The sequence below is a fragment of the Pseudomonas sp. NBB genome (assembly GCF_032701105.1).
In the GTDB taxonomy this organism is placed as follows: domain Bacteria; phylum Pseudomonadota; class Gammaproteobacteria; order Pseudomonadales; family Pseudomonadaceae; genus Aquipseudomonas; species Aquipseudomonas asiatica.
Genome location: NZ_CP103994.1, coordinates 1105559 through 1118145, shown reverse-complemented (window position 1 = coordinate 1118145; position 12587 = coordinate 1105559). Strand labels below are relative to the sequence as shown.

The 12587-nt window shown below is 62.6% G+C and carries 12 protein-coding genes; 6 read left to right on the top strand and 6 right to left on the bottom strand.

The genetic code is table 11. The features are described from left to right. Positions 1-12 precede the first annotated feature (12 nt). From NY023_RS05155 to rlmF, 5 genes are all read left to right on the top strand, one after another. On the top strand, positions 13-1506 hold the full coding sequence (locus NY023_RS05155; protein WP_013971098.1) for a leucyl aminopeptidase: 1494 nt from the start codon (positions 13-15) through the stop codon (positions 1504-1506). Between the two features lie 49 nt (positions 1507-1555). After that, the gene (locus tag NY023_RS05150; protein WP_031325201.1) at positions 1556-1987 is read left to right on the top strand and encodes a DNA polymerase III subunit chi; all 432 of its coding nucleotides are present in this window, start codon (positions 1556-1558) and stop codon (positions 1985-1987) included. Positions 1988-1992: 5 nt separating this feature from the next. Next, positions 1993-2358, top strand: a complete 366-nt coding sequence (locus NY023_RS05145; RefSeq protein WP_013971096.1) for a hypothetical protein — start codon at positions 1993-1995, stop codon at positions 2356-2358. Between the two features lie 209 nt (positions 2359-2567). Continuing rightward, the gene (locus NY023_RS05140) at positions 2568-5414 is read left to right on the top strand and encodes a valine--tRNA ligase (protein WP_013971095.1); all 2847 of its coding nucleotides are present in this window, start codon (positions 2568-2570) and stop codon (positions 5412-5414) included. 117 nt (positions 5415-5531) lie between these two features. Beyond that, complete coding sequence (gene rlmF / locus NY023_RS05135) at positions 5532-6482, top strand: 23S rRNA (adenine(1618)-N(6))-methyltransferase RlmF (RefSeq protein ID WP_013971094.1); 951 nt, start codon at positions 5532-5534, stop codon at positions 6480-6482. Between the two features lie 50 nt (positions 6483-6532). Here rlmF and NY023_RS05130 read toward each other — a convergent pair whose 3' ends face one another. Continuing rightward, positions 6533-6814 (bottom strand): HU family DNA-binding protein, encoded by a 282-nt coding sequence (locus NY023_RS05130; RefSeq protein ID WP_003257928.1) that lies wholly within the window; start codon positions 6812-6814, stop codon positions 6533-6535. 370 nt (positions 6815-7184) lie between these two features. Between NY023_RS05130 and yejK the strand changes: the two genes are divergently transcribed. Then, positions 7185-8192: a nucleoid-associated protein YejK gene (yejK, locus tag NY023_RS05125; protein WP_013971093.1), complete on the top strand. Its 1008-nt coding sequence runs from the start codon at positions 7185-7187 to the stop codon at positions 8190-8192. Positions 8193-8216: 24 nt separating this feature from the next. Here the strand turns inward: yejK and NY023_RS05120 are convergent, their stop codons facing one another. The 5 genes from NY023_RS05120 to NY023_RS05100 form a co-directional block, all read right to left on the bottom strand. Continuing rightward, positions 8217-8513 (bottom strand): GIY-YIG nuclease family protein, encoded by a 297-nt coding sequence (locus NY023_RS05120; protein WP_013971092.1) that lies wholly within the window; start codon positions 8511-8513, stop codon positions 8217-8219. After that, positions 8506-8982, bottom strand: a complete 477-nt coding sequence (locus NY023_RS05115) for a nuclear transport factor 2 family protein (protein ID WP_013971091.1) — start codon at positions 8980-8982, stop codon at positions 8506-8508. The genes NY023_RS05120 and NY023_RS05115 overlap by 8 nt, the downstream gene beginning before the upstream one ends. A gap of 158 nt (positions 8983-9140) precedes the next feature. Then, positions 9141-10492, bottom strand: a protein-coding gene (locus NY023_RS05110) for an IS3 family transposase (RefSeq protein ID WP_372241189.1) whose coding sequence is annotated in 2 segments (ribosomal slippage) — positions 9141-10021 and positions 10021-10492 — 1353 coding nt in all. Because the reading frame shifts where the segments join, the coding sequence is not laid out codon by codon here. Between the two features lie 100 nt (positions 10493-10592). After that, positions 10593-11873, bottom strand: coding sequence for a CynX/NimT family MFS transporter (locus NY023_RS05105; RefSeq protein WP_013971089.1), 1281 nt, complete (start codon positions 11871-11873; stop codon positions 10593-10595). Between the two features lie 13 nt (positions 11874-11886). After that, complete coding sequence (locus tag NY023_RS05100; protein WP_013971088.1) at positions 11887-12537, bottom strand: FadR/GntR family transcriptional regulator; 651 nt, start codon at positions 12535-12537, stop codon at positions 11887-11889. Positions 12538-12587: the final 50 nt, after the last annotated feature.

The window sequence follows — 12587 nt, the reverse complement described above, 5'->3', positions numbered from 1 at the left end:
GGGGATCCTGACATGGAACTGGTTGTAAAAAGCGTAGCTGCTGCATCTGTAAAAACCGCCACCTTGGTCCTCCCGGTAGGTGAAAACCGCAAGCTCGGCGCTGTGGCCAAGGCCGTCGACCAGGCCAGCGAAGGTGCCATCAGTGCCGTGCTCAAGCGTGGCGACCTGGCCGGCAAACCGGGCCAGACCCTGCTTCTGCAGAATCTCGCGGGCCTGAAGGCCGAGCGCGTGCTGCTGGTGGGCAGTGGCAAGGACGAAGCCCTGGGCGACCGCGCCTGGCGCAAACTGGTCGCCAGCGTCGCCGGCGTGCTCAAGGGTCTGAACGGCGCTGACGCCGTGCTGGCCCTGGACGACATCGCGGTCAGCAACCGTGACGCCCACTACGGCAAGTACCGCCTGCTGGCCGAAACCCTGCTCGACGGCGAGTACGTGTTCGATCGTTTCAAGAGCCAGAAGGCAGAGCCGCGCGCCCTGAAGAAGGTCACCCTGCTGACCGAAAAGACCGGCCAGGCCGAGGTCGAACGTGCCGTCAAGCATGCCAGTGCCATCGCCACCGGCATGGCCTTCACGCGCGACCTGGGCAACCTGCCGCCCAACCTGTGCCACCCAAGCTTCCTGGCCGAACAGGCCAAGGACCTGGGCAAGGCGCACAAGGCGCTGAAAGTCGAAGTGCTGGACGAGAAGAAGATCAAGGACCTCGGCATGGGCGCGTTCTATGCCGTCGGCCAGGGCAGCGACCAGCCGCCACGCCTGATCGTGCTCAACTACCAGGGCGGCAAGAAGGCGGACAAGCCGTTCGTGCTGGTGGGCAAGGGCATTACCTTCGACACCGGCGGCATCAGCCTCAAGCCTGGTGCCGGCATGGACGAAATGAAGTACGACATGTGCGGTGCCGCCAGCGTGCTCGGCACCCTGCGTGCGGTGCTCGAGCTGCAGCTGCCGGTCAACCTGGTGTGCCTGCTGGCCTGCGCCGAGAACATGCCGAGCGGCGGCGCCACCCGCCCGGGTGACATCGTCACCACCATGAGCGGGCAGACCGTGGAAATCCTCAACACCGACGCCGAAGGCCGCCTGGTGCTGTGCGACACCCTGACCTACGCCGAGCGCTTCAAGCCGCAGGCAGTCATCGACATCGCCACCCTGACCGGTGCCTGCATCGTCGCCCTGGGCAGCCACACCACCGGCCTGATGGGCAACAACGACGACCTGGTCGGCCAGTTGCTCGACGCCGGCAAGCGCGCCGACGACCGTGCCTGGCAGCTGCCGCTGTTCGATGAGTACCAGGAGCAGCTGGACAGCCCGTTCGCCGACATGGGCAACATCGGCGGACCGAAGGCCGGCACCATCACCGCCGGCTGCTTCCTGTCGCGCTTTGCCAAGGCCTACGACTGGGCGCACATGGACATCGCCGGCACTGCCTGGGTCAGCGGCGGCAAGGACAAGGGCGCCACTGGCCGCCCTGTACCCCTGCTGACCCAGTACCTGCTGGACCGCGCCGGCGCCTGACGCCATTGAGCCGGTGGCGCCGCGCGCGCCACCGGCCGGCGATACCACCATGAGCAAAGTCGATTTCTACATCCTGCCCACCGACTCGCTGTCGGCGCGGCTCGATTTCGCCTGCAAGCTGTGCGAAAAGGCCTGGCGCCTTGGCCACGGGGTCTACCTGCATTGCCAGGACGCCGAGCAACGCACCGAGCTGGACCAACGCCTGTGGCGCTTCAAGGGCGAGGCCTTCGTGCCCCACGACCTCGCGGAGGTACATGCCGATGCCAGCGTGGCATTGGGCCTGGCCGCCGACAGTGCGGGCGACCACCACGACCTGTTGATCAACCTGGGCGCCGGCGTACCAGCCTTCGTCGGCCAGTTCGTGCGTGTGGCCGAAATCGTCGTCGAAGAGCCTGGCATCCGCCAATCGGCCCGTGAACGATTCCGTTTCTACCGTGAACAGGGCTATGCTCTGCAAGACCACCGCTTACAGCGACTTTGACGACGATGGACAAGCCCTCCCCCCTGCCCGATTCCGCCCATCTTCTCGATGACCTCGAGTCGATACGCCAGTTGCTTGGCGACGCCGACCTGCAACCACCGCTGCTGACCGAGACGGTGGAGCAGATCCCGTTGCTGCTGGAAGAAGCGCCCGGCAACCATGTGCCTGCGGCCGAACCGGTAGCTGCCGAACCCGAAGACGACCCGCAAACCCGTCGCCAGGACACCCTGCTGCACCTGGAAAGCGAACTGCGTGCGGCGGCGCAGATGATCATGCAGGACGTGATCAACGACTTCACCCCGCACATCGAGAACGAGATCAAGCGCCGGCTGGATGCGCGGATCGAGCGGTTGATCAAGCGTTCCGAGTAAAACCGAAATTCGGCGGTGCCTTCTTCGCGGGTAAACCCGCTCCCACAGGACCGGCGCAAGTCTGAAAGCTTGCGCAGCTCCTGTGGGAGCGGGTTTACCCGCGAATAGGCCGTCCCTGCCTGCCAGATAGCAGCAGCTTGTCGCCTGCGGCCCCCAGCTTGGTTATACTTCCCGGCTTTCCCGAATAAATGCACAGGGTCCCGCCGCGCATGGATAAGACCTACCAGCCGCACGCCATCGAAACTTCCTGGTACAACACCTGGGAGTCCGAGAACTATTTCGCTCCACAAGGTGCAGGCGAGTCCTACACCATCATGATCCCGCCGCCGAACGTGACCGGCAGCCTGCACATGGGCCACGGGTTCAACAACGCGATCATGGACGCCCTGATCCGTTTCCGCCGCATGCAAGGCCGCGACACCCTGTGGCAGCCAGGCACCGACCACGCCGGTATCGCCACCCAGATGCTGGTCGAGCGCCAGCTAGAGGCCAAGGGCCAGAACCGTCATGATCTGGGCCGCGAAAAGTTCCTGGAGAAGGTCTGGGAATGGAAGGACCAGTCCGGCGGCAACATCAGCCGTCAGATCCGCCGCCTGGGCTCGTCGGTCGACTGGAGCCGCGAGCGCTTCACCATGGACGACGGCCTGTCCGAAGCGGTCAAGGAAGCATTCGTGCGCCTGCATGAAGACGGCCTGATCTACCGTGGCAAGCGCCTGGTCAACTGGGACACCAAGCTGCACACGGCCATCTCCGACCTCGAAGTGGAAAACCACGACGAGAAGGGCCACCTGTGGAACCTGCGCTACCCGCTGGCCGACGGCGCCAAGACCGCCGAAGGCAAGGACTACCTGGTAGTCGCCACCACCCGTCCGGAAACCCTGCTGGGTGACGCCGCCGTGGCGGTCAACCCGAACGACGAGCGCTACCAGGCACTGATCGGCAAGTTCGTCGAACTGCCGCTGGTCGGCCGCCGCATCCCGATCATCGCCGACGACTACTGCGACCCCGAGTTCGGTACCGGCTGCGTGAAGATCACCCCGGCCCACGACTTCAACGACTACGAAGTCGGCAAGCGCCACAACCTGCCGCTGCTGAACATCTTCGACAAGAACGCCTTCGTGCTGGCCAGCGCGCAGGCCTTCAACCTCGACGGCAGCGTCAACGAGCAGGTGGACACCCGCCTGCCGGCCCAATACGCCAACCTCGACCGCTTCGTCGCACGCAAGCAGATCGTCGCCGACCTGGATGCCCAGGGCCTGCTGGTGAGCATCGACGACCACGCGCTGAAAGTGCCGAAGGGCGACCGTTCGGGCACCGTCATCGAGCCGTGGCTGACCGACCAGTGGTACGTTTCCACCAAGCCGCTGGCAGAACCTGCCATCGCCGCCGTGGAAGATGGCCGCATCCAGTTCGTGCCCAAGCAGTACGAGAACATGTACTTCTCCTGGATGCGTGACATCCAGGACTGGTGCATCAGCCGACAGCTGTGGTGGGGCCACCGCATCCCGGCATGGTACGACGAGGCCGGCCAGGTCTATGTCGGCCGCAACGAGGAAGAAGTGCGCGCCAAGCACAACCTGGGCGCCGACGTGGTCCTGCGCCAGGACGACGACGTACTCGACACCTGGTTCAGCTCGGGCCTGTGGACCTTCTCCACCCTGGGCTGGCCGGAACAGACCGAGTTCCTCAAGAAATTCCACTCCACCGACGTGCTGGTAACCGGCTTCGACATCATCTTCTTCTGGGTTGCGCGCATGATCATGCTGACCATGCACCTGATCAAGAACGAGGATGGCACCCCGCAGGTACCGTTCAAGACCGTGTACGTGCACGGCCTGGTGCGTGACGGCCAGGGCCAGAAGATGTCCAAGTCCAAGGGCAACGTGCTGGACCCGCTGGACATCGTCGACGGCATCACCCTCGACGCCCTGCTGGAAAAACGCACCAGCGGCATGATGCAGCCCAAGCTTGCCGAGAAAATCGCCAAGCAGACCAAGGCCGAGTTCCCCGAAGGTATCGCCAGCTACGGTACCGACGCCCTGCGCTTCACCTTCTGCTCGTTGGCCTCCACCGGCCGCGACATCAAGTTCGACATGGGCCGCGTCGAAGGCTACCGCAACTTCTGCAACAAGATCTGGAACGCCGCCCGCTACGTGCTGGACAAGGGCGAAGACTGCGGCCAGAACGGCGAGGCCTACGAGCTGTCGCTGGCCGACCGCTGGATCATCTCGCAGCTGCAGCGTACCGAAGCCGAAGTGACCCGCCAGCTGGAGCAGTTCCGCTTCGACCTGGCCAGCCAGGCGCTGTACGAGTTCATCTGGAACCAGTACTGCGACTGGTACCTGGAGCTGTCCAAGCCGGTGCTGTGGGACGAGAACGCCCCGGTCGAGCGCGCCCGTGGCACCCGCCGCACCCTGGTGCGCGTGCTGGAAGTGGCGCTGCGCCTGGCGCATCCGTTCATGCCGTTCATCACCGAAGAAATCTGGCAGCGCATCGCGCCGCTGGCCGGCATCGAAGGCAAGACCATCATGCTGCAGCCATGGCCGGTGGCCAATGAAAGCCGCATCGATGCTGCCGCCGAAGGCGACATCGAGTGGCTCAAGGAGCTGATGGTCGGCCTGCGCAACATCCGCGCCGAAATGAACATCGGCCCGGGCAAGCCGCTGCCGCTGTTCCTTAAGAACGCCAACGCCGACGACCAGCGTCGCCTGCAGGAAAACGAAGCCCTGCTGAAGAAGCTGGCCAAGGTCGAATCGTTCACCGTACTGGGCGATGCCGACGAAGCGCCGCTGTCGGCCACCGCCCTGGTCGGTGACCTGCAAGTGCTAGTGCCAATGGCCGGCCTGATCGACAAGGATGCCGAGCTGGCGCGCCTGAACAAGGAAATCCAGCGCCTGCAGGGTGAAGTGGCACGCGTGGGTGGCAAGCTGTCCAACGCCGCCTTCGTCGACAAGGCACCACCTGCCGTGATCGAGAAGGAACGCGCCAAGCTGGCCGAGTCCGAACAGGCCCTGGCCAACTTCACCGAGCAGCATGCGCGGATTGCAGCGCTGTAACCAAAAGTGAAGCCATAGCGGGCTGCTTCGCAGCCCATCGCCGGCAAGCCAGCTCCCACAGGAAAGCGCTGTACCTGTGGGAGCTGGCTTGCCGGCGATGCTTTTCAGGACCCCACCATGACCGAAAAACCCACCCTGCACCCGCGCAACCGCCACCAGGGCCGCTACGACTTCCCCAGCCTGATCAAGGCCCACCCTGACCTGGCGCGCTTCACCATCACCAACCCCCACGGCAAACCCAGCATCGACTTCGCCAACCCCGAGGCCGTGCGGGTGTTCAACCGTGCGCTGCTGAAGGCCCAGTACGGCATCCAGCACTGGGATATCCCCGCCGACTACCTGTGCCCGCCGATTCCCGGCCGCGCCGACTATATTCACGTGGCCGCCGACCTGCTGGCCGACGACAATGCAGGCGAGATCCCCAAGGGCGCCCAGGTGCGTGCGCTGGACATCGGCGTGGGGGCCAACTGCATCTACCCGCTGCTGGGCCACAGCGACTACCGCTGGCGCTTCCTCGGCTCGGACATCGACCCCGTGGCCCTGGCTTCGGCCAAGGCCATCGTCCAGGCCAACGGCCTGGGCAAGGCCATCACCCTGCGCCAACAGGCCAACCGTGCGCACATCCTCAGCGGCCTGCTGCAGGAGGGCGAACGCTTCGACCTGACCCTGTGCAACCCGCCCTTCCATGCCTCACGCGACGAAGCCACCCGTGGCAGCCAGCGCAAGTGGAAGAACCTCGGCAAGCAGGACCCCAAGCGCAAGCTGCCGGTGCTCAACTTCGGTGGCCAGAACAACGAACTGTGGTGCGAAGGCGGCGAGATCCGCTTTGTCAGCCAACTGGTCAGTGAAAGCGTGCAGTACGCCGAACGGGTACTGTGGTTCACCAGCCTGGTGTCCAAGGCCAGCAACTTGCCGGGGATCGAGGCTGCGCTCAGGAAAGCGGGCGCCAAGGCCGTGCGCATCAGTGAAATGGGCCAGGGGCAGAAGCAAAGCCGCATGGTCGCCTGGAGCTTCCACGACGACGAGGCGCGCCAGGCCTGGCACGCCGCGCGTAAAACCCAGGCATGAAAAAACCGCGTCCGGGCAAGCCGGGCGCGGTTTCGTCAAAGCTTCAACAATTACTTGTTGATGGCGTCGGTCAGCACTTTGGCCGGAACGAACTTGACGACTTTCTTGGCAGCGATTTCGATGGCAGCGCCAGTCGAAGGGTTGCGGCCGGTACGGGCAGGACGCTCAGCGACTTTCAGTTTGCCGATACCTGGCAGAGTGATTTCAGCGCCGTTTTCCAGCTGGTCGGCAACGATCTGGCCCAGTTGCTCCAGAGCATTCTTGGCGGTGGCTTTTGGCGCGGCGATCGATTCGGCGATGTCGGCAATCAGTTGGTCTTTGGTCAATGCCATGGTGGTGTTCCTTCCCTATCAAATTCGATGGTTATGCAGCGGACTACGACGTTATCGGGCCAGCCCCTGAAAGTGGAGGGCCGCGCCAATCGCGTATGTAGATACGCAAATCGACGTTTGGTTCGACACGACGACAGCACGCTGCCAGCAATGCGCCACACAAGGGGCGCAAGACCGCGCAAAACTACCACAGGAGCAGATAAATATCCGCTGCACGCTTCGATTTAATGCAGGTTTTTCGGGGGTTTTAGCCCAAAACGCAAAAAATTGAACAAAAAACGAACAACCGGCATTTCTGCCAACATCCGGCCACTGCATCACCTGGTGTCTAGGGTAAACTGGACGACTTTTGCAGCTCGCCGAGAATTCCATGCCAATCCGTCATTGCATCGTTCACCTGATCGACAAAAAGCCCGATGGCAGCCCCGCCGTGCTGCATGCCCGCGATTCCGAACTGGCTGCCTCCGACGCCATCGAAAACCTGCTGGCCGACCTCAATGACAGCTACAACGCCAAGCAAGGCAAGGCCTGGGGCTTTTTCCACGGCGAGTCCGGCGCCTACCCGCTGAGCGGCTGGCTGAAGCAGTACCTGGACGAAGAAAAGGACTTTACCTCCTTCAGCCGTGTGGCCGTGGAGCACCTGCAAAAGCTGATGGAAGAGTCCAACCTGTCCACCGGCGGCCACATCCTTTTTGCCCACTACCAGCAAGGCATGACCGAATACCTGGCGATCGCCCTTCTGCACCACAGCGAAGGTGTGGCAGTGAACGCCGAGCTTGATGTGACGCCTTCGCGGCACCTCGACCTTGGCCAACTGCACCTGGCGGCGCGCATCAACCTGTCGGAGTGGAAGAACAACCAGAACTCCAAACAGTACATTTCGTTCATCAAGGGCAAGAACGGCAAGAAGGTCTCGGACTACTTCCGTGACTTCATCGGCTGCCAGGAGGGCGTCGACGGCCCGGGCGAAACCCGCACCCTGCTCAAGGCCTTCAGCGACTTCGTCGAGAGCGAAGACCTGCCGGAAGAGTCCGCCCGCGAAAAAACCCAGACCCTGGTCGAGTACGCCACTACCCAGACCAAGCTGGGCGAACCGGTCACGCTGGAGGAGCTGTCCAGCCTGATCGACGAGGATCGGCCCAAGGCGTTCTACGACCACATCCGCAACAAGGACTACGGTCTGTCGCCGGAAATCCCTGCGGACAAGCGCACCCTCAACCAGTTCCGCCGCTTCACCGGCCGTGCCGAGGGGTTGTCGATCAGCTTCGAAGCGCACCTGCTGGGGGACAAGGTCGAGTATGACGAAGCGGCAGGGACCTTGATCATCAAGGGCCTTCCGACCACCTTGGTGGATCAGTTGAAGCGGCGCAAGGACTGATGACCCCAGGGCTGCTGCGCAGCCCTAATTAGCAGCCACTACTGCGCCATAGGAGGCCACCAACGCCTCCTTCGCCGACTTGCGCAGCCGCTTCACCAGCCGCTCCTGGCGTAACGCCTCGCCCTTATCCGGCCATTGCTCCACATACACCAGCGCCTGGGCCGGGCTGGTCTTGAAGTAACGCGCGCCCTGTCCTTTCTGGTGCGCCAGAAAGCGCCGCTGCGGGTCATCGCTGATACCGCAATACAGCGATCCATTGGCAGCCCTTACCAAGTAGACATACCAGGGTTTGCTGGCGGCAATTTCGACGGGCTCACTCACCCTGGGCCTGCTGGAATGCTCGCAATCCTTTGAACGCCTGCTGGCGTACCTTGTTCTGCACCAGCGGCGACCAGCCCAGCAGCATGCCAGGTACACCCAGCGCCTGCCGCGACCAATGCCACAAGTCGAAGTGGTCATCGTGCTGGCAGATCAAACCGTCACGGATCACGAAACGCGCCTGGATATCATTGACCACGATGCGGCCGGTCTGGCTGAACACGTAGGTGGCCACCCAATGTGCGGCGCCCGTGCGTTCATCGGCGCGGACGTTGTCGAAGGTCAGGGTGAAGTCCTTGGCCCGGCTGGTGAGCATTCGCCACATGTCGCCTGCATCCTTGCCACGCAAGGTGCCGAAGACCGGGTCGCTGAAGACGATATCGTCGCTGTAGCAGGCGACCATGGCCTCGGCGTCCAGGCGCTGGAAGGCCTGGTAGAAGCGGGTAATCAGGTCGCGGTTGGCGTCGCTCATGTGGGCTGGTCCGTCCTGGGAGTCGAAAGCAGCACGATAATCTTCCCCGGTTGGTTATGCCAGTACCGGCCCTTTCGCGGGTAAACCCGCTCCCACAGGTACAACATGACTTCAAGATGTGTGCAATCCCTAGACTGCCCCCGAAAAGTTGGACAGTTTTAGCCAGTGGCCTGAGTCCTGTAGCTGACAGGGCTCAGGCCATTGAGTTTCAGCCTGATGCGGTCATGGTTGTAGTAATGGATGTACTCCTCCAGGCCCGCCTTCAGCTGTTCGACGCTTTCAAAGCGCTTCAGGTAGAAGAACTCTGACTTCAGTGTGCCGAAGAAGCTTTCCATCGCTGCATTATCCAGACAATTGCCCTTGCGAGACATGCTCTGCTTCACACCGCGCGCTGCGAGCTTATGGCGGTATTGGGGCTGCTGGTAATGCCATCCTTGGTCTGAGTGGATCACTAGCTTGGGCTTTTCACCCAACCCATCGAGCGCCTTTTCCAGCATGTTCCCGACCAAGCCATAAGTAGGCCGGCAAGCTGTTTCATAGGCGATGATCTCACCGTTGTACAAGTCCATCACGGGCGACAGGTAGAGCTTTTGTTGGGCCACTTTGAACTCAGTGACATCGGTCACCCACTTCTGGTTGGGGCGTTGCGCGACGAAATTACGCTCCAGCAAATTCATTGCCACCTTGCCGACAATGCCGCGATAGGATCGATACTTCTTCGGGCGTACAACGGACTGCAAACCAAGCTCAGCCATCAACCGTTCAATGACCTTCTTGTTGACCAAGGTCCCCTGATTCCTGATGGCAAGGGCAATGCGGCGGTAGCCATACAGCCCTTTCTCCTCGTGATAGACACGCTGCACCAACTCCTTGAGCGAGGCGTGCCTGTCCGGCTTTTGCTGGCACTTGATCTGGTAATAAAAGGTACTGCGTGCCAACCCCACCATCTGCAAGAGATCAGGCAGCGGATATTTATGTCTGAATTTACAGACGATCAGGGCTTTTTCGTCCGTGTTCGCTCCTTCTCCTCTCGCAGAGCCTTTAACTCCTTTAGGACATCATTCTCCATGCGCAGATACTCGAGCTCGCTCAACAACTGCTCACGAGATTTCTCTGCGTCATTGGTATCTGTCGGCTTGATGGGCTTAATTTTCTTCGGCACGGCTGATTTTCTTTGTTTGGCGAGAGTGGCTTCAGGACTGCCACTGTAGTGCTGCCGCAGCCAAATGCCTATCTGTGAGGACTGTCCAAGGTCAAAGTGCGCCGCTGTTTGGCGCAGGGACAGGCGATGCTCAAGCATGTACTTGAGCACCCGCCGCTTGAATTCCTCGGTGTAGCGGCGACCATGCGAGCGAGGGCCGAGGCTGGCATCGACTTGGTAGCCAGCAACCCAGCGCCGAAGCAGGCTGAAATCGATGCCAAAGTGTTGTGCCACCTTGCGAAAGCCCCGGCTGCCCTCTAGGTAAGCGGTGATAGCCGTGAGCTTGAACTGCTCTGTGTATTTACCCATAGATCCCCCAAGGGTTGGATTGGTGTCCAACTTCTTGGGGGCAGTCCACCCTGTGGGAGCGGGTTTACCCGCGAAGAGGCCGGCAATGCCACATGCCCCTTCAGACTTTCTCGCTGCTCACCTGCACATGCAAAGCCCGCCCGGCCCCCAGGCCGAACACGATGGCCCCCGCCCCCAGCACGGCAAAGATCCACCCCACGGCCGCCCAGCCCCCGGTCAGGTCATGCACCAGTCCCACCGCAAACGGCCCCATCGACGCCAGGGTATAACCCACCCCCTGCGCCATGCTCGACAGGTTCGCCGCCACATGGGCATCCTTCGAGCGCAGCACGATCAAGGTCAGCGCCAGGGCAAAGGTACCGCCCTGCCCCAGGCCCAGCACAACCGCCCAGCCCCACAGCCCGGAAAGCGGCGCATACAGGCAACCGAACAGACCGGCCAGGGTAATCAGCATGACCAGCACGATGGCCAGGCGCTGGTCCTTGCCGCGAGTGGCCAGCCAGGGCGCACTGAGCGAACTGACCAACTGCACGATTACCGACCCCGACAGCACCAGCCCCGCCTCGGTCGGGCTCAGGCCGCGACCGATCAGGATCGATGGCAACCAGCCAAAGACGATATAGGCCAGTGACGACTGCAGCCCCATGTACAGGGTCACCTGCCAGGCCAGCGGATCACGCCACAGCCCACGCACACGATAGGCCACCTTGTGCAGGCCATGACCTTGGCGGGCCTGCGGCAGCCATACCAGCATGGCCAGCAGGGCCGGCAACATCCAGAAGCCAAGCCCCAGCGCCCAGCTGCCGTCGAAATGCTGGGCCAGGGGCACCGTGGCGCCAGCCGCCATGGCGGCGCCCAGGCACAAGGCCATGGTGTACACGCCGGTCAGCGTGCCAGCGTGCTGCGGGAAATCGCGCTTGACGATGCCCGGCAACAGCACGCCAATGATGCCGATACTGGCCCCGGCCATCAGGCTGCCGAGGAACACCCCGGTGGCCCCCAGGCTACTGCGCACAACGATGCCAAGCGCCAGGGTGGCGAGGATGCCGAGGATCACCCGCTCGCTGCCAAAGCGCCGCGCCAGCACCGGCGCCAAAGGGGCGAACAGGCCCAGGCACAGCACTGGTAAGGTAGTCAGCAAACCGGCCTGCGAGGCATTCAGCCCCAAGCCTTCGGACACCTGGCCCAGCACCGGCGCCATGCTCGACAATGCCGGGCGCAGGTTCAATGCCACCAGCACCAGGCCGAGCAACAACAGCCAAGGCCGCTGTATCTGTACCGACTGCTGTTGGACCTGCTCGTCGTCAGCCTCGGCGTCGATCAGCAACTCATCGAGGTCCCGCTCGCTCGGTGGGGTGTTACGGGTGATGGAATCAGCCATGGCCTTCTCGGAGTCAGGATTCGATAAGGGTACGGCTCAGGCGCTTGGCCTGCTCCGCATCGCGTTGCTCGATTGCGGCAAGGATCTGCCCATGCAGGTCGAACGTGGCCTGGCAGCGCGGCACGGTTGCCATGTTGTGCTGCAGCGCGGCAGCCACCACCCCGGAAAAGTATCGATACAGCTCACTCAAGGCCGGGTTGTGGGCGGCATCGACCAGCCGCTGGTGAAACACCAGGTCGCAGGCCACATAAGCATCGATATCACCGTGAAAATGCCCGGCACTGTTGGCCAGGGCATCACGAAGCGCCTGAAGATCGGCGTCGGTTCGGCGCAGCGCGGCCAGGCCGATGGCCTCGGCTTCTAGGATGTGCCGGGTTTCACGGGCCTGCTCGGGCGTGCAGCGCGACATCGCCTGCACCGCCTGTAGCGGGTCCTGGGCCGTGCGCAGGTAGCTGCCATCCCCCTGGCGAATCTCCACCAGGCCACTGAACGCCAGCACACGCATGGCCTCGCGTACGGTGTTGCGGCTTATGCCCAACTGCAGGGCCAGTTCCGGCTCGGTCGGCAAACGCTGGCCAACCTGCCAGTCGCCCAGCAGGATGCGTTCTCGCATGCGCTCGACGGCCAGTTCGACCAGGGAGCGCTTGGTCAATTCGGTACTCATGAAACTCAACCAATCATCCGATGAATTTGGTCAGCATAATGTATACCGGC